Consider the following 16249-nt stretch of genomic DNA (forward strand, 5'->3'; position numbering starts at 1 on the left):
CCCGCGGGCCGCGTACGAACCGCTCCGCGTCGGGCTCGCGCGGCGCCACGTCGGCGACCAGCGCGACGAGCCGCCGCGGCGTCGCATGGACCTCGACCGGGCCGTGCGCGAGCCGGGTCGAGGCGAGCTTGCCCGCCAGCGCCTCCCGCAGCGCGCGGGCGGTGCGGGAGACCTCGCCGGGCGGCAGCTCCTCGGTGCCGACCTCGAACAGCAGCGGCGCCGCCTCGGACACCTCCGGGAACGACGACGGCGCGGCCACCGGAGCCGGGGCGGGCGACTCCCCCAGCGGATGTCCCAGCTCCTCGCGCCGCGACGCCCACAGTGCCGACACTTCGCGCGAGAGCCCGCGCATCCGGGCGAACGCCCGTGCCCGTTCGGTCGTGCTGATCGCGCCGCGGGAGTCCAGCACGTTGAACGTGTGCGAGCACTTCAGCACGTGCACGTACGCGGGCACGGGCAGTCGGGCGTCGAGCATCCGGCGGGCCTCGGCGGCGTAGTCCTCGAACAGCCGGCGCTGGGTGTCGACGTCCGCGTCGTCCAGGTAGAACCGGCTCATCTCGTATTCGGCCTGGCCGAACGCCTCGCCGTAGGAGATGCCCGGCGCGTAGGCGATGTCGGAGAAGTGGCCGACCTTCTGCAGCGCCATGATGATGCGCTCGACGCCGTAGGTGATCTCCACCGACACCGGGTCCAGGCTCATCCCGCCGGCCTGCTGGAAGTACGTGAACTGGGTGATCTCCAGCCCGTCCAGCCACACCTCCCAGCCCAGCCCCCACGAGCCGGTCGCCGGGTTGGCCCAGTTGTCCTCGACGAACCGGATGTCGTGCGCGTGGATGTCGATGCCCAGCACCTCGAGGCTCGCGAGGTACTGCTCCTGCGGGTCGCCCGGGTCGGGCTTGAGGATGACCTGGAACTGGGTGTGCGTCTGCAGCCGGTTCGGGTTCTCGCCGTACCGCGCGTCGTCGGGCCGAACGCTCGGCTCGACGTAGGCGACCCGCCACGGCTCCGGACCCAGCACGCGCAGGATGGTCGCCGGGTTGAGGGTGCCGGCACCGACCTCGGTGTTGAACGGCTGCACGATCATGCAGCCGCGTTCGGTCCAGTATCGGGTCAACGCGAGCAAGGCGTCCTGCATCGTCAGCACTGGACAACCCTAATGTTTCGGATCGATGGACAAGTCGATGGGCCACCGCGGGCCGGTACGTCACACTCGACGGGTGCTGCAGGTGCTCGCCGTGCTGGCGGTGCTCGTCCTCGTGGTGCTGACGCTCGCCTACATATTCCAACGCCGCCTGATCTACCTGCCGTCGTCGGGCCCGGTGCCCGCGGCCGCGACGGTCCTGCCGGGGGCGCGCGACGTAGTACTGGAGACCGCGGACGGGCTGGAGCTGGGCGCCTGGTACGTCCCCGCCACGGGTGCCGACCTGGGGGTGTCGGTGCTGGTCGCACATGGCAACGCGGGTGACCGGTCGACGCGCGCGCCGCTGGCCGAGGCGCTGCGAGCGCGCGGCATGTCGGTGCTGCTGCTCGACTATCGCGGCTACGGCGGCAATCCGGGCGACCCGACCGAGGAGGGGCTCGCCCTCGACGTGCGCGCGGCGCGGAGCTACCTGGTCGACGACCTGGGCGTGCCGCCCGAGCGGCTGGTCTACTTCGGGGAGAGCCTCGGCGCGGCCGTCGTCACCGAGCTCGCGACCGAGCACCCGCCGGGCGGGCTGCTGCTGCGCTCACCGTTCACGGAGCTGGCCGACGTGGCGGCCGAGCACTACGCGTTCCTGCCGGTCAGGCTGCTGTTGAAGGACCGCTACCCGGTCGCGGAGCGGATCCGCCGGGTGCGGGTGCCGACCGTGGTCGTGTACGGAACCGCGGACTCGATCGTCCCCACGGAACAGAGCCGGACGGTGGCGCGAGTGGCGGGCGGACCCGTCACGTCCGTCGAGCAGCCCGGAGCAGATCACAACGACGCCACGCTGCTCGACGGCCCCCGACTGGTCGACGCCACGGCCCGACTCTGCGCTCGGGTCGCCGGCTAGAGGCGGCTAAGCCACGTGCTCGCTCCGTCGCTTGCGGTGCACGTAAGCCGCGCGGCGCTCGCTCTCGTCGAGACCGCCCCAGATGCCGTAGGGCTCGTACACGGTCAGCGCGTGGTGTCGGCACTCGACGATCACCGGGCAGGTACGGCAGATCTCCTTCGCGTGTGCGATGCGCCGCTCGCGTGCCTGGCCTCGCTCGGCGCGCGGATGGAAGAACAACTCGCTGTTGTGGCCACGGCAGGCACCGCGACGCTGCCAGTCCCAGGTCTCCGATACGGGACCGGGCAGTCTCGACACGTCAACCATGGGTCGGCTCCTTCTGGATTCGCGCTTGAGCGTGCAACCGGTGTGGTACCCACGCCGTTCGCGGGACAAACCACGAAGTGCCGGACTGGTGCATCCTTCCGGGAAAGGGTCATGATGATCGGGCACTGACCGCGAAGGGGAGGGCAGAAGCAGTGGCAAGACCGATCTGGAGCGGGGCGATCAACTTCGGTCTCGTGACGATCCCGGTCGAGCTGTACAGCGCGACCGAGGACCACACGATCAGCTTCCGGCAGTTCGAGCGGGGGACGTCGGACCGGATCCGGTACAAGCGGATCAACGAGCGGACCGGCAAGGAGGTGGCGTTCTCCGACATCGTCAAGGGCGCCGACCTCGGTGGCGGCGAGTACGTCATCATCGAGCCGGACGAGCTGGAGGCGATCGCGCCCGGCCGGTCGCGGACGATCGACATCGACACGTTCGTCGAGCTCGACGACATCGACCCGGTCCACTTTCAGAAGACGTACTGGCTGGCGCCGTCGAAGGAGGAGTACGGCCGGTCGTACTCGCTGCTGCTGCAGGCCATGGAGAAGACCAACCGGGCCGGCGTCGCGACGTTCGTGATGCGCGGCAAGGAGTACCTGACCGCGGTGCGCGCGGGCGACGGCATGCTCGTGCTGAACACCCTGCTGTTCCCCGAGGACATCCGCGACCCCGCCAAGGAGCTGAAGTCGCTGCCGGAGATCACCACCGCGCGCGGCAAGGAGATCGAGATGGCGATGAGCCTGATCGAGTCGATGACCGACGAGTGGCGGCCCGAGGACTACCACGACACGTACACCCAGCAGGTCGAGAAGCTCATCGAGGACAAGCGCGAGGGCAAGGAGATCCTCGCCGAGGCCGAGCCGAGCGAGCCGACGAAGGTCGTGGACCTGTTCGAGGCCCTGTCCAAGAGCGTTGAGGGCCGCAAGAAGCGCCGCGACACGCCCGCCGCGTCCGCCGAGGAATCCGCGGAGGACCTGGATGGCCTCAGCAAGGCCGATCTCGACAAGCTGGCCCGCGACCTCGACGTCAAGGGCCGCTCCAAGATGACCCGCGACGAGCTGGCGAAGGCCGTCGCCGACGCGAGGAGCGCGGGCGCCGCCTAGAGGAGGTGCTGGTCCGCCTCCCCGGAATCAGCTCGCCGCCCCGGAATTCACAGTGTCGGTTACGTTCCGGCGAACGGTGCGGACGTGCGGTTGACTGTGGCTGGGTGGCGTCGCGGTCCCCTGAGGTTCCGTTGAGCGGTCCAAGACCCTGCACGATGATCCGCGAAGCTGCGGTGAGGTCGGCTGCTCGTCCTGTGCGCGTGCCCGAAGCGTGGCCTGACCCGCCAGTTCCCGAAATTGTCAGGGGTCGGTGGTTCAGTGTCGCCATGACCCCGACCGCCGAACTGCTCGACCTCCCCGCCGACCACGCCAACGTTCACTTAGCGCGCTTGTAGAACGGCAGCTTGACCACCTCGACCGGGGCGGTCCTGCCGCGCACGTCCACGACCAGCTCGGTGCCGGGCGCGGACAGCGAGGGCGGCACGTAGGCCATCGCGATCGGCCGACCCAGTGTCGGGGACAGTGCGCCGCTGGTCACCGTGCCGACCTGGTTCCCGCCGTCGAGCACCGGGTACCCGTGCCGCGGCGCCCGCCGGCCCTCGCCGACCAGGCCGACCAGCGTCGACGCGGCCTCGACCTTGCTGCGCTGGTCGAGCGCGGCCCGGCCGACGAAGTCCGCCGCCTTGTCGAACTTCACCACCCGGCCGAGGCCGGCGTCGAACGGGCTCATGTCCGCCGAGAGCTCGTTGCCGTACAAGGGCATGCCCGCCTCGAGCCGGAGCGTGTCACGTGCGGCGAGGCCGGTCGGCATCAGGTCCGGGCCGCCCGCCTCGGTCAGCGCCCGCCACACGTCCGCGGCGTTCGGCGACTCCGCGTACACCTCGAAACCGTCCTCACCGGTGTAGCCGGTGCGAGCAAGGAGCACGTCATGCCCGGCGATCCGGGTCGGCGTCGCGCCGTAGTACGGCAACGCGTCGAGATCCGCCGCGCACACCTTCCCGACGATGCCCGCCGAGAGCGGCCCCTGCGCCGCGACCAGCGCGCAGTCCAGCGAGCGGTCGGCCACCTCGACCGTGAACCCCTCGGCGCGCGTGCGCAGCTCCGCCGCCACGAGCGCCGAGTTCGACGCGTTGGCCACCACCATGTAGTGGTCTTCGCCGATCCGGTACACCACGAGATCGTCGAGCACGCCGCCGTCCGCGTCGCAGATCATCGTGTACCGGGCACGCCCGGCCTTCACCGCCGACAGGTTGCCGACCAGGGCGTAGTCCAGGGCCCGCCCCGCTTCCGGCCCGGTGACCTCGATCTCTCCCATGTGGGACAGGTCGAACAGCCCGGCCGCCTCGCGCACCACCCGGTGCTCGGCGAGCTCGCTGCCGTAGCGAAGCGGCATCGACCACCCGGCGAAGTCCGTGAAGGAGGCCCCCAGCGCGGTGTGCACGTCGTGCAGCGGAGAAGGTTGGCTCATGGCACCGATCCTGCCTGTTCGTCCGCGCTTCGGAAACAATGGGGGTATGCGTCCCTGGCTCCTCGTCGCCGGGGCGGCGTACGCGGCGGTAGGTGCCACGTTCACCAGCCACAGCCTCCCGGCGCTGATCGCCGTCCTGGTGCCCGGCATCGCCGCGTTGGTGGCGGTGTTGGTGTTCCGCCGCCCCCGCCCCGTGAGCGGGAGCGCCGGAGCGTCCGCCGTCTGGACTGACGAGCGCGCGCAGGCGCGCCAGCGCCGAGCAGGTGAGGAGGGAAGACGGCGGGTAGCGCGGGAGCGAAGCGAACCAACCAACACCGTGAGCGGAAGCGACGCGGCGTCCGCGCGGAAGCGACTCGGACCATCCGACACCGTGATCGCCCAGGTCGCGACCGGCCACCGGGCATGGTTGGTGTGGGCGGTCTGCTTCGCGGCGTGGGAGCTGCTCGCGCTCCTCTTCGGCGAGCTGTCGTTCAGCCTGCTCATGGACCCGGTCCTGGAGATCTACCCGCTGCGCGTGGCCGGCTGGGCGCTGTGGCTGTCCGCCGGCTGGCTGCTGGTCCGGAGGTGACGATGCTGTCCTGGTTGCTCGGCGCCGGCTTCGTGCTGCTGGCCTTCGCGGCGGCAGCGGTGGAGGTGACCGCCCGCCGCCGGTCCCGGCTGACGGCCGGCCACCTCCTCACCGCCGCGATGGCCACCAAGACGGGTCGGCTGATCATGGTCGCCCTCTGGCTGTGGGTCGGCTGGCACTTCCTGGCCCGATGACTCAACCCTCCGGGTACATCGTCACTCGCGGGTCGAGCGCGATCTGCTTCAGCTGCTCGTGGCTGAGCGGGATCTTCGACGCGGTCGCGGGCCCGGGGTACTTGCCGGATGTGGCCATGTTGGCCGACTCGACGAGCACGAACGTCTGATCCGCCCGCAGCACGTCCACCCGGAGCGTCCGGGATCCCTTCGCCTCGCCGCCGGCACCCAGCCCCGTCCGCATCACCAGGTCGCCGTTCGGGGTCGTCTCCGTCTCGCAGGAGGTCTCGTCGGGCTTTTCGACGTTCGGGGCGTCGCACTCGAAGATGTCCGGGGAGCTGCCCATACCGCCCGCCCGCGCGACCAGCACCAGGACGCTGCCCGTGCCGTCCGCGGACCGCACGCTGGCACGCGCCAGGTAGTAGTCCTCGCCGCCCCGGCAGCCGTTCTTGGTCTCCTTGAGCTTCGAGTACCAGTGGTAGGCCTCGAGCGCGCCGAGCCGCTTGCCCGCCCGGTTCTTCGCGTCGGGGTTCTCCTCCAGGGTGGCGCCCGGACCCAGCTGGTCCGACACCACGTCGTTCAGCACGCTGGTGAGCCGGTCCTCGGTCACCGCCGGCTCCTCCGGCTGCGGCGGCGCCGTCGGGGTCATGCCCGCGCACGGCGACTCACTCACCGGATCCGACGAGGGTGGCGCCGTGGTGGTGCTGGGCGGGCTCGCCGGGGCGGAGCCGCCCGCGTCGTCGTCGGACAGCACCACCACGGCCACACCGCCGAGCAGCGTCGCGACCGCGACGACGGTCGCGAGCGTGGGACTCACGACCCGGCGCATCCGGTCCGCGCGGCGCCCGCGCGCGATCACCGCGTCCACGTCCACGGTGGACGGCGGCACCTCCCCGATCGCGTCGTCGAACAGGTTCTTGCTCATTGCCTTGTCTCCGTTGCTAGTCACGTACGGCCGCCTCGGCCTGCGTGCGCAACGTGTCGAGCCCCCGCGCGGTCTGGCTCTTCACGGTGCCGGTAGTGCAGCCGAGGATCTCGGCGGTCTCCTCCACCGAGAAGTCGCAGTAGAAGCGCAGCACGACCGCGGCCCGCCGCCGGGGCGGGAGGCTGTCGAGCAGGTCGAGCAGCTGCTCGCGGTCGACCACGCGGAACTCGGGAAACGACTCGAGCTCCGGCAGTTGCTCGGCGGGCTCCTCACGACGGCGCCACGGCCGGCGCTTCTCGTCCAGCCACACCCGCAGCAGGATCTTCCGCACGTAGGCGTCGACGCCGGGAGTCGACCCGACGCGCGTCCAGTGCCGGTAGAGCCTGCTGATGGTGACCGACACGAGGTCGTCGGCCGTGTGCCAGTCCCTGCAGAGCAGGTAGGCGACCCGGCGCAGGACGTCCATCCGACTCGTCACGTACTCGCGGTAGGCCGTCTCCTCGGACCGTTTCACCGGACCTCCCCTGTGCTTTCCTCCACACCTGGACAACGCGGGCCGGGCACGCCGGGGTTGCTCGCCGCCACGACACATGGCGGGGCGGGGAAGCGCCGGGGTCAGTCCAGCCGGAAGCCGTAGGGCAGCTCGAGCCGGTGCGCGGCGAGGAGGTCCGCGTCCGCGAGCAGCTCGGGGGTGGGCCCGTCGGCGACGATCAGGCCGTCGTCGATCAGGACGCTGCGCGGGCACAGTTGCAGCGCGTACGGCAGGTCGTGGGTGACCATCAGCATCGTGCGGTCCAGGGCTAGCAGGACCTCGGCCAGCTCCCGACGGGCCACGGGCTCCAGGTTCGCCGACGGCTCGTCGAGCACCAGGATCTCCGGGTCGCAGGCCAGCACGGTCGCGAGCGCCACGCGCCGGCGCTGGCCGCCGGACAGGTGCATCGGCGACCGGTCGACGTGGCCGGACATGCCGACTGCCGCGAGCGCCGACCGCACGCGAGCCTCCAGCGCGTCGCCGGACAGGCCGAAGTTGGCCGGGCCGAACGCCACGTCCTCGCCGACCGTCGGCATGAACAGCTGGTCGTCCGGGTCCTGGAACACGATCCCCACCCGGCGGCGCACCTCGCGCAGCGTGGACTTCGACACCGGCAGGCCCGCCACGCGGATCCGCCCGGACCCGCCGGACAGCACGCCGTTCAGGTGCAGCACCAGCGTCGTCTTGCCCGCGCCGTTCGGGCCCAGCACCGCCACCCGCTCACCCGGCTCGACCCGAAGGTCGATCCCGTACAGCGCCTGGTGGCCGTCCGGATACGCGAACGCCAGCCGTTCGACCGACAACGCCGGCGGCCTGTCCAGGGCCGGCTCCCCGCTCACGGCAGAGACCGCGTCACCCTCACTCCCGCTCACGGCGCCCTCGGTTCGCTCCGCTCCTCCGCTACCCGCCGTCTTCCTCCGTGCGCTGCTCGGCGTTCGTCCCTCACGCCTGCGCTGCTCCTCCGTCCAGACGGCGGACGCTCCGTCGCTCCCGCTCACGGCAGCCATAGTGCCGCGCCCATCACGCACGCCGTCACCAGGACCGGCAGCAGGCCGGCGAGCCACGTGGCCGGCGCGGCCGCCACCCCGTGGTCGGGCATCGTGCCGGTCCAGCCGCGGGAGACCATCGCCAGGTGCACCCGCTCGCCTCGCTCGTAGCTGCGTACGAACAGCGCGCCGATTCCCCGCGCGGTCGCGCCGACCTGCCACAGGAACCGCGGGTTGTGGCCGCGGGAGATCCGTGCGGTGCGCATGCGCCGGGCCTCGGCGGCGATCACCTCGAGGTAGCGCAGCATGAGCGTCGCGATCGTGGTCAGCACCGCCGGCGCGCGCAGCCGCTGCAGGCCCACGATCAGCTCGCGCGGGGTCGTGGTGGCCGCGAGCGTCAGCGACGCGAACACGCCGATCGTGCCCTTCGCGAGGATGTTCCACCCCGCCAGCGCGCCCGGCTCGGACAGGCTGAGCCCGAGGAACGTGAACCGCGGTCCGGCGCCGAGGAACGGCATCACCAGTGCGATCACCACGAACGGCACCTCGATCACCGCGCGCCGCAGGACGTGGCCGACCGGGACCGCGGCCACCGACCAGATCCCGAGCAGCAGCACCAGGTACACGCCGAACGCCCAGAACTCCTCGCGCGGCGTGGCCACCACGCAGATCACCGCGAGCAGCGCCGCGACGATCTTCACCTGAGCCGGCAGCCGGTGCACCGGCGAGCTGCCCGACCGGTACAGCAGCTGGACACCACTCATGCCCGGCGGTGTCCGGTCGGCTTGCCGGGCCGGCGGCGCAGCAACCAGAACAGACCGCCCGCGACGACCGCGGTGGCGAGGACGCCGACGACACCGGCGACACCGGTGAACCGGTCGTCACCGCCCACCGCGTAGTCGGCCAGCGGGCTGTCCGCCAAGCCGTGCTCGTCGGCTCGCTGCGCGATGCACGAGCCGGTCAGCTCCTCCCCCCGCGGCGTCTCGACCACCTCGCAGCCCTCGAGCGTGGCGGAGTCCAGCCCGTCCGGGTCGGAGTCGGCGAAGTACGACAGCCCACCCGCGATCACCAGCGCCACCAACGCGAACCCGGCGAGGAAGACCCACCTCCGCCTCATGACGCACTCCCGAGCGGCGACGGGCGCAGCTCCAGCGGTCTCGCCGTGCCGCGCAGCAGGTACACCAGGTCGGGCCGGGCGCCGGCCACCGCGGTCACGGTCAGCGCCGTGATCACGCCCTCGCCGATCCCGATGAGCGCGTGCAGGCCGACCATCGTGGCGGCTACCCCGCCGAGCGAGAAGGCCGCGTCGCCGCCGATCGCGAACTCGAGCACGAAGCCGAGCGAGGCGATCACCACGTTGCCGAAGGCCGCGACGAACGCGACCGCCACCAGCCCCGCCCGGCCGCGGGTGGCGAGGCGGCGCAGCGCGAGCGCGATCAGGAATCCGGCGGCGAGACCGATGAAGGCCATGTTGGTGACGTTGGCGCCGAGCGCGGTCAGGCCGCCGTCGGCGAACACGAGTGCCTGCACGGCGAGCACGATGCTCACGCACAGCGCGCCGACCCACGGGCCGACCAGGATCGCCGCGAGCGCGCCGCCGAGCAGGTGGCCGCTCACACCGGGCAGGACCGGGAAGTTGATCATCTGGACGGCGAACACGAATGCCGCGACCAGGCCGGCCATCGGCGCGGTCCGGTCGTCGAGATCACGGCGAGCCCCGACAAGGGCCACCGCCACGCCGATCACCGCGACGCCACCGAAGATCACCGAGGTGGGCGCGTCGATCAGGCCATCGCTCATGTGCATTGCTACCGAGGTGGACACGAGTTGCACACTATGAGCTTCGGAGCACTATCGCCAGAGGTTTGCAACTGAGCCAGATTTGCGACGCGGCTACGATCGGTGCCGTGAGCACGGCGGTGCCCGCCCTCAGCTACGCCGAAAGCCGGCCGAGCGAGCCGGTGCGTACGCTGCTGACCAGGAACTATCTGGGATTCACCCAACCGGCCACGAGCGGTGAGCGCTGGCTCGCCACGCCGACGCCGACCGCCACCGTGATCCTCAACATGGGCGCCGCGTTCGGTGGGTTGCCAGGTGCGTTCGTCACCGGCCTCACCGACACGCACGCCGTCATCGACCAGTTCGGCGCCATCGAGTGCGTGGATCTCAAGCTGACCCCGCTCGGCGCGTACACGCTGCTCGGCGTGCCGATGGACGAGCTGACCGGTGCGGTCGTGGACCTCGCGGACGTCCTCGGCCCGGCCGGCGCCCGGCTCACCGAGCGGCTGGCGAACACGCCCGACTGGGCGGACCGCTTCGCCGTGCTCGACGGGTTCCTGACGGACCGGGCCGCCCGTGGCCCGGAGCCCGCGCCGGAGGTCGCGTGGGCGTGGCGGCGGCTCGGCGAGTCCGGCGGCACGGTGCCGATCGGCGCGCTGGCGCACGAGGTCGGCTGGAGCCGCCGGCACCTGGTCACCCGGTTCCGCCAGCAGGTCGGGCTGCCACCGAAGACGGTCGCGCGGATCGTCCGGTTCTCCAGGCTGCTGCGCCGGGTCGGCGGCGCGGAGCTGTCCCGGGTCGCGGCCGAGTGCGGCTACTACGACCAGGCGCACATGAACCGCGACTTCCGCGAGTTCGCCGGCACCACGCCGACCGACTACCTCTCGCGGCTGCCGGGGCGGGCCGCGCGGGAGGTCACATCCGTCCAATACGCCTGGGTACCCGCGGATTAGCGTCGCCCACATGATCATCCCAGCCATGTGCTACCAGGACCCGGACGCGGCCGTGGCCTGGCTCGCCGAGGCGTTCGGCCTCACCGAGCACGACATCCACCGCGACGATCGGGGCAAGATCGGCCACGCCGAGCTCCGGCACGGGGCCGACACGGTCATGGTCAGCGGCCCGCGCGACCCCGGCTGGCTCGGCGGCGGCACCGCGAACCCGCTGGCCTCGCCGATCAGCCTCTACCTCGTGGTCGACGACCCGCAGACCCACTTCGAGCGCGCGAAGGCGGCCGGTGCCACGATCGTCCGCGACCTCGAGCACCTGGACTACGGCTCGCACGAGTACTCCGCGCGCGACCCCGAGGGCAACCTCTGGTCGTTCGGGACCTACCGGCCCTGATCGCCGGGCGTGCTCACCCACAGCCACGCGGGCTCGATGAACTCCTTCATGGCCACGTCGACCAGGCGGAACTGGGCGACCCGCGGCGCGAGGTAGCCCGGCACGACGACCTCCCGGTGCAGCGCGTCGAGCACCAGCACGACCAGGTCGGAGTCCGGGTTGTCCGCCACCGCCCGCCGCAACGGCTGGCTGTCGACCAGGCGGCTGATGTTCACCACGAGCGGGCCGCTGAACCCGGTGGCGCCCTCGCCGACCAGCCCCGACCCCACGGCCATGCGCAGGCGGACCCGGTCCCGGTACGTCTCGTTGTCCTCCGCGAGCCGTTCCGCGGTCGCGCGCAGCAGGCCGGGCAGCAGCCGGGTGGGGTCGCCGCCGGAGGGCAGGAACACGACCATGCCGTCGCCCGAGCCGCCGTCGTGGTCGACCTCGTCGAAGTCGGCACCGACGTCGGCGACCACCCCACGCAGCAACGACTGGAGCCGCCCCTGGATCCGCTCCTGCGCGGGCGCCGACCTCTCGCCGTAGCTCACCACGTCGACGACGAACCCGAGCCGGTGCGACCGTCCCGCGGGACCGGCCGCCCGGTTGGTCGATGGAGATGCCGGCGGCGAGGAGTTCACGGTGATGTTGCCGACCCTGTTCCCTTGCCCGCCGACGGCCATGTTCCCGGAGTTGCCGTGCACCTCGGCCCGGTCGCCGTAGCTCATGATGCCGTCCCTGTCTTCGTCACATTGCCGACCCTGTTCGCGCGCCCACCAATCGCGACGTTCCCACTGTTGTTGATAAAGAGGTTGTTGTTCTCCACGGCCTCGACCCGCTGCTCCAGACCGGCGACCGAGTACCCGGCGTCCTTTAGCACGGCGATGATCGCCAGCGTGAACCGGCTCTCCAGCACCTTCACGTAGCGGTCCAGGTCGGCGCGCTGGAAATAGTTGTGCACGTCGGAGTCCGCGGCACGCTCCCGCAGGCTCCACAGGACGCCGAACATGTCGGCACTGATCACGCCGCGCTGCCTGGGCAACGGGCGAATCCTGGAGAACAGCCCGGCGAATCGCCGTGGCAGGGTCACCGGAAGCGCGGCGAGCCCGGCGAGCGACTGGACGACGGTCGACCACAGCGACATCGGCATCGCGTCGATCCGCCGGTACCACGCCCGGATGGGCAGCAGCACGCACGGCGTCCACTCGACGTAGAGCGTGTCCGCGCTGACGGCCAGGTGCACGTAGATCGACACCACGAAGTCGCGGTCCCAGGTCTCCACCTGGAAGCACAGGTAGTACCTGGCCCACTCCTGCGGATCGTCCCGCAGCTGCCACACCCGCTCGCCGCGAAGCCACGGGTAGGGCGGGACCGTGTGGTCGGCCAGGAAGTCGCGGGCCGTGGCGTCGTGGTCGATCAGCTCCTCGGCCGACACCACGATCTGCTCGGTGACGTTCAGCTCGGCGAACCGCCGGCCGGGGCTGAGGTACGCCGACGAACGCAGCGCGACCACCGCGGCGTAGATCCGCCCGTACAGAACCGCCGCGGTCAGCGGCTTTGCCGGCTCGTTCGAAACCGGCTTGAGCGGGACGGCGAACGACCACGGCTTGTGCGGCTCGCCCGCGCCGACGAACGGGTTGAAACCACGCGAGACGACCACCGGCGCGGGGGCACGGCCGCCACCGTCGCCGCCCTGCGCCGGGGTCCGGCCGGGTGCCATCGGCTCGGCCGGTCCGCGGAGGTGACGGCCCAGCTGGGTCAGGAACCGCTTCGCGGCGAACGTCAGGACTGGCCGCTGGTCGGGCCGCACGACCACGTCGCCGACCGTGCGGCCGCGGCGGAACCGGGTGTTGATGTGGTTGGCGACGACGAACTCGTCGACCAGCAACACCACGAACACGCCGATGATCGCGACGATCGACAGCACAATGCCCGCCACCGCCTCGGCGTCGGAGCCGGCGTCGGCGACGCTCGTCACGCTCTCGCCGACGAACAGGTACGCGGCGACACCGATCGCCACGACCGCGACGAGGGGCGCGAGCCGCTTGACGGTACTGACCCAGCCCTCGGACTTCGCGGCCGGGATCGTCGCGCCCACGGCGACGACCGCCCACAGGCCCAGGAACAACCAGGACGCGAAGACCAGCGCCACCACCGCGAGCGCGACGAGCGTGGCGTCCCTCACCTTCCGGCGGGCGCGGGCGGCCACCGCCTCGGCGAGTACCGCCGGTGCGTTCACCCCCGGCGCCGGTGGCACCGCGCGGGTGGGCTCGACGAGGAACTCCCGGATCGCGTCGTCGGCGAACGTCTGGTCCAGGTGGGCCGCCGCGCACAGGTACCGGGTCGTGTCGTCTCGGCCGCCGGTCGCGGGCGGGTTGTTCATGGCACTCCTCGAGGCCGGCGTCGAGAATTCGACTTTAGCCGCGAAATCCTTCCCTGCCGGGAAACCGATGCTGAATGACGAGAATTTGTCGCAGATATGGCCGCGGACAATTCCTGGACACCGTCGTGCTGGCTTGATATTCCGGAATCTGGGAACATGACCTGGTGGCGCCGAGTACCTACGACGAACTGCTGGAGATTCACCGTGGCCGTGGAATGCTGGCCCACGACATCGCCGCCCGGGTCGGAGCCCACCTGAGAACCGCCTGCGGGGTAACGAATTCCGACTCACCCGCCGCGGTCCGGCGCAAGGTCGCCGGCCGCCTCGTGGAGCTGTGCCAACGGCTTCCCACCGATGTGCGGATCTGCGTGCTCGCCGCCCTCGCACTGCACCGCGAGGCCGATCACCAGTTCGTCCAGGACCGGATGGGCTGGGCCGCCGGGCGGATCAACCGGGACCACCCGCGGGCGGCGGTGCGGCGGATGAAGGTGGGCTTCCGGATCCTCGCCGAGCAGCTCGACGACCTCGTCACGGACCCGCGGATGCACCAGGGCTGGCACACCGTCTCGCTGCGCTCGCTGCTGCGGATGGACGTCGACCCGCCGGAGCTGTTGGAGGAGCGCGTGATCGTCGCCGCGGCCGACGACCTCGACGAGATCGAGATCAGGCTCAGCGCGCCGAGCGGCGAGGCGGGTGCCACCAACCCGATCACGGCGGCGATCGTCTACGGCGGTGAGATCGTGCGCGAGGAACCGGTCGCCAGCAGCCACGGCAAGTTCGAGGTCCGCCTGCCCCGCACCCTGCGGGCCGGCGACCACCACGAGTACGGCGTGCGGTTCTCCGCGCTCTCCCGCGCCGACATGCGGCCCTACTACGTGCTCACGCCGCTGCAGTCGTGCGCCAGGTTCGCCGTGCGGGTGCGCTTCGACCCGGCCGCGCTGCCCGCGAAGATCTGGAAGGTCGACGGCGTTCCACCGCGCGCGCTGGACGACTTCCGCCCGCTCGCGGACCTGCTCGACGCCGACCGGCTCGGCGAGATCTCCCTCGAGTTCTCCGGCCTGCAGCAGGGACTGAGCTACGGCGTGCAGTGGTCGGACACCGTCCGATGACGCCCGAGGAGATCGTGACCGGCACCCTGCTGGACCACCTGGCGCCGGCCGACCGCGCCTTCCTGATCGACCGCGGCGTGCGGCGGCGACTGCCCGCCGGCGAGGCCGTGATGCACGAGGGCGATCCGACCGACCACGTGCTGATCCTGCTGTCCGGCTGGGTTCGGGTCTATTCGACCACAAAGGATGGTGGCGTGGTGTTGTTCGCGCTGCGCGGGCCGGGCGACGTCATCGGCGACCTGGCCGCGCTGCAGAACTGGACCCGCACCGCGAACGTCGGTTCGATGCAGGAGATCCGGTTCGTACAGCTGCGCGCCGAGGAGTTCACGGCCTGCCTGCACGACCGTCCCGCGATCGCGATAGCCATGTTGCGGCAGATGGCTTCGCGCCTGCGGGAGGCGGAGTCGGCACGGGTGAACGTCGCGACCCTCGACGTGGCCCGGCGGGTGGCGACCCACCTGCTGCAACTGGCCGAGGTCTACGGCCGGCCGGAGGGATCGGGCGTGGTGGTCCGCACTCCGTTGACCCAGCAGGACATCGCCGACCGGATCGGGGCCTCCCGACGCGGGGTCGCGCGGGCGCTCGCCACCCTGCGGGAGCGTGGCGTCGTGCACACGGGTCGGCAGGTGTTCGTGGTGACCGCGCCGGACGTGCTCCGGCTGCTCGCCGATTCTGAGCCACAGTGCACATAACGTGTGTGCCACCGGTCATCGCGCCGAGTTCGTACACGACGCAAGCTTCGGGTACGGCCCGGAATTCGCTGGACCGGTCGGGGAATTGACTCCGGCGGGGATTTCGGGTCTGTCGTGACCCGAAAGGAGAATGGCATCATGGAGAGCCAGGTCGCGTACCTGATCGCGACGCTCGGCTGAGAATTACAACCGGGGTGGGGAATGCGGCCGCCGGACCGGCAGGTCCGGCGGCCGTCACCTGCCTACGGGCTCTGGACGACCCGGCCGATCAGCGCACCGGCCGTCACCGTGGTCTGGTCGTCGACGCGCCAGGCGGGCCAGCTCGGCCGGAGGTAGGAGACCTCGACGACCAGTGTCTGGAAGCGCGCCGACACCGTCGCGGTGTCCGCGCGACCGTCCTGCCCGTCCGATGCCTTGTGGTTCAGGCAGGCCTCGTCCGCGCCGGACACGGTGGTTTGCTCGCTGTCCGCACCCTGGCACGGCAGGCTGATCCGCAGCGTCGACCGCGCGGTCTCCTCGTCCGGTGCGGCGGTCGCCTTGACCGCGAGGGCCGCCGGCCGCACCCGCGAGTCGTTGGGGTCGGACCTCGTGGTGAACCATTCGCACGCCGACTCCGTGGCGTCGACGACCACCTCCGGTCCGCGCCCGACCTTGGTCGGCTCGCCCGGCACGAGCGCGGCGACCTGCCCGGGGGTCAGCAGCTCGCACCCCGGCGGCAGCGAGACGCTCGGCGCCACGACCGGGCTCTCCGCGATCTGCACGTCCGGCACGTCATCCGCGTCGTCGCCCGTGCCGATGACGAGCCCGACCGCGATGCCGGCCGCGATCACGCAGACGATCGCGACCACGACCAGGGCGGTACGCCGCCGCGGTCGGGGCGGGTCCTCGAAGTCTGCCGGGCTGCCCGGCTCGAGCAAGTCACTCAT

General features: G+C 71.4%; 20 protein-coding genes. 8 read left to right on the forward strand and 12 right to left on the reverse strand.

Annotated features, from left to right (window positions below; all coding sequences use genetic code 11):
• A partial coding sequence (locus ACRDTB_RS19275; RefSeq protein ID WP_431432213.1) for a glycine--tRNA ligase subunit alpha occupies nucleotides 1–1135 on the reverse strand: 1135 nt, incomplete at its 3' end.
• 82 nt (nucleotides 1136–1217) lie between these two features.
• On the opposite strand from ACRDTB_RS19275, the gene ACRDTB_RS19280 reads away from it, so the two are divergent.
• Nucleotides 1218–2033, forward strand: coding sequence for an alpha/beta hydrolase (locus tag ACRDTB_RS19280; protein ID WP_431432135.1), 816 nt, complete (start codon nucleotides 1218–1220; stop codon nucleotides 2031–2033).
• 6 nt (nucleotides 2034–2039) lie between these two features.
• On the opposite strand, the gene ACRDTB_RS19285 is transcribed toward ACRDTB_RS19280, so the two are convergent.
• Complete coding sequence (locus ACRDTB_RS19285; RefSeq protein WP_431432137.1) at nucleotides 2040–2339, reverse strand: WhiB family transcriptional regulator; 300 nt, start codon at nucleotides 2337–2339, stop codon at nucleotides 2040–2042.
• A gap of 152 nt (nucleotides 2340–2491) precedes the next feature.
• On the opposite strand from ACRDTB_RS19285, the gene ACRDTB_RS19290 reads away from it, so the two are divergent.
• Nucleotides 2492–3445: a Ku protein gene (locus ACRDTB_RS19290; RefSeq protein ID WP_431432139.1), complete on the forward strand. Its 954-nt coding sequence runs from the start codon at nucleotides 2492–2494 to the stop codon at nucleotides 3443–3445.
• A 316-nt stretch (nucleotides 3446–3761) separates the two neighbouring features.
• Here ACRDTB_RS19290 and gcvT read toward each other — a convergent pair whose 3' ends face one another.
• Complete coding sequence (gene gcvT, locus ACRDTB_RS19295; RefSeq protein ID WP_431432141.1) at nucleotides 3762–4853, reverse strand: glycine cleavage system aminomethyltransferase GcvT; 1092 nt, start codon at nucleotides 4851–4853, stop codon at nucleotides 3762–3764.
• A gap of 46 nt (nucleotides 4854–4899) precedes the next feature.
• Between gcvT and ACRDTB_RS19300 the strand changes: the two genes are divergently transcribed.
• Nucleotides 4900–5421 carry a hypothetical protein gene (locus ACRDTB_RS19300; RefSeq protein WP_431432142.1) on the forward strand — a complete coding sequence of 174 codons (522 nt, stop codon included), beginning with the start codon at nucleotides 4900–4902 and terminating at the stop codon, nucleotides 5419–5421.
• A 2-nt stretch (nucleotides 5422–5423) separates the two neighbouring features.
• Nucleotides 5424–5615: a DUF6186 family protein gene (locus ACRDTB_RS19305; protein WP_431432144.1), complete on the forward strand. Its 192-nt coding sequence runs from the start codon at nucleotides 5424–5426 to the stop codon at nucleotides 5613–5615.
• Nucleotide 5616: 1 nt separating this feature from the next.
• Here ACRDTB_RS19305 and ACRDTB_RS19310 read toward each other — a convergent pair whose 3' ends face one another.
• The 6 genes from ACRDTB_RS19310 to ACRDTB_RS19335 all read right to left on the reverse strand — a co-directional run bounded on the left by ACRDTB_RS19310 (nucleotide 5617) and on the right by ACRDTB_RS19335 (nucleotide 9837).
• On the reverse strand, nucleotides 5617–6519 hold the full coding sequence (locus tag ACRDTB_RS19310; protein WP_431432146.1) for a hypothetical protein: 903 nt from the start codon (nucleotides 6517–6519) through the stop codon (nucleotides 5617–5619).
• A 16-nt stretch (nucleotides 6520–6535) separates the two neighbouring features.
• Nucleotides 6536–7033, reverse strand: a complete 498-nt coding sequence (locus ACRDTB_RS19315; RefSeq protein ID WP_431432147.1) for a SigE family RNA polymerase sigma factor — start codon at nucleotides 7031–7033, stop codon at nucleotides 6536–6538.
• Nucleotides 7034–7134: 101 nt separating this feature from the next.
• Nucleotides 7135–7890 (reverse strand): energy-coupling factor ABC transporter ATP-binding protein, encoded by a 756-nt coding sequence (locus ACRDTB_RS19320; RefSeq protein WP_431432149.1) that lies wholly within the window; start codon nucleotides 7888–7890, stop codon nucleotides 7135–7137.
• A 155-nt stretch (nucleotides 7891–8045) separates the two neighbouring features.
• Nucleotides 8046–8801 carry a cobalt ECF transporter T component CbiQ gene (gene cbiQ, locus ACRDTB_RS19325; protein ID WP_431432151.1) on the reverse strand — a complete coding sequence of 252 codons (756 nt, stop codon included), beginning with the start codon at nucleotides 8799–8801 and terminating at the stop codon, nucleotides 8046–8048.
• Nucleotides 8798–9154 (reverse strand): PDGLE domain-containing protein, encoded by a 357-nt coding sequence (locus ACRDTB_RS19330; RefSeq protein WP_431432153.1) that lies wholly within the window; start codon nucleotides 9152–9154, stop codon nucleotides 8798–8800. Before ACRDTB_RS19330 ends, cbiQ begins: the two co-directional genes overlap by 4 nt.
• Entirely contained in the window at nucleotides 9151–9837 is a 687-nt protein-coding gene (locus tag ACRDTB_RS19335; protein ID WP_431432154.1) for an energy-coupling factor ABC transporter permease, read from the reverse strand. The genes ACRDTB_RS19330 and ACRDTB_RS19335 overlap by 4 nt, the downstream gene beginning before the upstream one ends.
• A 107-nt stretch (nucleotides 9838–9944) precedes the next feature.
• On the opposite strand from ACRDTB_RS19335, the gene ACRDTB_RS19340 reads away from it, so the two are divergent.
• Together ACRDTB_RS19340 and ACRDTB_RS19345 are read left to right on the forward strand one after the other, a co-directional pair.
• Nucleotides 9945–10769: a helix-turn-helix domain-containing protein gene (locus tag ACRDTB_RS19340; protein WP_431432156.1), complete on the forward strand. Its 825-nt coding sequence runs from the start codon at nucleotides 9945–9947 to the stop codon at nucleotides 10767–10769.
• A 10-nt stretch (nucleotides 10770–10779) separates the two neighbouring features.
• Nucleotides 10780–11160: a VOC family protein gene (locus ACRDTB_RS19345; RefSeq protein WP_431432158.1), complete on the forward strand. Its 381-nt coding sequence runs from the start codon at nucleotides 10780–10782 to the stop codon at nucleotides 11158–11160.
• Here ACRDTB_RS19345 and ACRDTB_RS19350 read toward each other — a convergent pair.
• Nucleotides 11148–11867: a hypothetical protein gene (locus tag ACRDTB_RS19350; protein ID WP_431432160.1), complete on the reverse strand. Its 720-nt coding sequence runs from the start codon at nucleotides 11865–11867 to the stop codon at nucleotides 11148–11150. The two genes, ACRDTB_RS19345 and ACRDTB_RS19350, sit on opposite strands and share 13 nt — an antisense overlap.
• Nucleotides 11864–13522, reverse strand: coding sequence for a hypothetical protein (locus ACRDTB_RS19355; RefSeq protein WP_431432162.1), 1659 nt, complete (start codon nucleotides 13520–13522; stop codon nucleotides 11864–11866). The genes ACRDTB_RS19350 and ACRDTB_RS19355 overlap by 4 nt, the downstream gene beginning before the upstream one ends.
• Nucleotides 13523–13686: 164 nt before the next feature.
• On the opposite strand from ACRDTB_RS19355, the gene ACRDTB_RS19360 reads away from it, so the two are divergent.
• Nucleotides 13687–14631, forward strand: coding sequence for a hypothetical protein (locus ACRDTB_RS19360; RefSeq protein WP_431432164.1), 945 nt, complete (start codon nucleotides 13687–13689; stop codon nucleotides 14629–14631).
• Nucleotides 14628–15323 (forward strand): Crp/Fnr family transcriptional regulator, encoded by a 696-nt coding sequence (locus ACRDTB_RS19365; RefSeq protein ID WP_431432166.1) that lies wholly within the window; start codon nucleotides 14628–14630, stop codon nucleotides 15321–15323. The genes ACRDTB_RS19360 and ACRDTB_RS19365 overlap by 4 nt, the downstream gene beginning before the upstream one ends.
• A gap of 242 nt (nucleotides 15324–15565) precedes the next feature.
• On the opposite strand, the gene ACRDTB_RS19370 is transcribed toward ACRDTB_RS19365, so the two are convergent.
• Nucleotides 15566–16249 carry a hypothetical protein gene (locus tag ACRDTB_RS19370; protein WP_431432168.1) on the reverse strand — a complete coding sequence of 228 codons (684 nt, stop codon included), beginning with the start codon at nucleotides 16247–16249 and terminating at the stop codon, nucleotides 15566–15568.

This window comes from Actinophytocola sp. (assembly GCF_050699935.1).
Lineage (GTDB): Bacteria > Actinomycetota > Actinomycetes > Mycobacteriales > Pseudonocardiaceae > Actinophytocola.

What these genes read in the sequence shown, in the direction of transcription:
- ACRDTB_RS19345 (WP_431432158.1), top strand. Translation starts at nt 10,780, where the DNA reads ATGATCATCCCAGCCATGTGCTACCAGGACCCGGACGCGGCCGTGGCC.
- gcvT (WP_431432141.1), bottom strand. Translation starts at nt 4,853, where the DNA reads ATGAGCCAACCTTCTCCGCTGCACGACGTGCACACCGCGCTGGGGGCC.
- ACRDTB_RS19350 (WP_431432160.1), bottom strand. Translation starts at nt 11,867, where the DNA reads ATGAGCTACGGCGACCGGGCCGAGGTGCACGGCAACTCCGGGAACATG.
- ACRDTB_RS19305 (WP_431432144.1), top strand. Translation starts at nt 5,424, where the DNA reads ATGCTGTCCTGGTTGCTCGGCGCCGGCTTCGTGCTGCTGGCCTTCGCG.
- ACRDTB_RS19285 (WP_431432137.1), bottom strand. Translation starts at nt 2,339, where the DNA reads ATGGTTGACGTGTCGAGACTGCCCGGTCCCGTATCGGAGACCTGGGAC.
- cbiQ (WP_431432151.1), bottom strand. Translation starts at nt 8,801, where the DNA reads ATGAGTGGTGTCCAGCTGCTGTACCGGTCGGGCAGCTCGCCGGTGCAC.
- ACRDTB_RS19355 (WP_431432162.1), bottom strand. Translation starts at nt 13,522, where the DNA reads ATGAACAACCCGCCCGCGACCGGCGGCCGAGACGACACGACCCGGTAC.
- ACRDTB_RS19330 (WP_431432153.1), bottom strand. Translation starts at nt 9,154, where the DNA reads ATGAGGCGGAGGTGGGTCTTCCTCGCCGGGTTCGCGTTGGTGGCGCTG.
- ACRDTB_RS19310 (WP_431432146.1), bottom strand. Translation starts at nt 6,519, where the DNA reads ATGAGCAAGAACCTGTTCGACGACGCGATCGGGGAGGTGCCGCCGTCC.
- ACRDTB_RS19365 (WP_431432166.1), top strand. Translation starts at nt 14,628, where the DNA reads ATGACGCCCGAGGAGATCGTGACCGGCACCCTGCTGGACCACCTGGCG.
- ACRDTB_RS19370 (WP_431432168.1), bottom strand. Translation starts at nt 16,249, where the DNA reads ATGAGTGACTTGCTCGAGCCGGGCAGCCCGGCAGACTTCGAGGACCCG.
- ACRDTB_RS19300 (WP_431432142.1), top strand. Translation starts at nt 4,900, where the DNA reads ATGCGTCCCTGGCTCCTCGTCGCCGGGGCGGCGTACGCGGCGGTAGGT.
- ACRDTB_RS19335 (WP_431432154.1), bottom strand. Translation starts at nt 9,837, where the DNA reads ATGAGCGATGGCCTGATCGACGCGCCCACCTCGGTGATCTTCGGTGGC.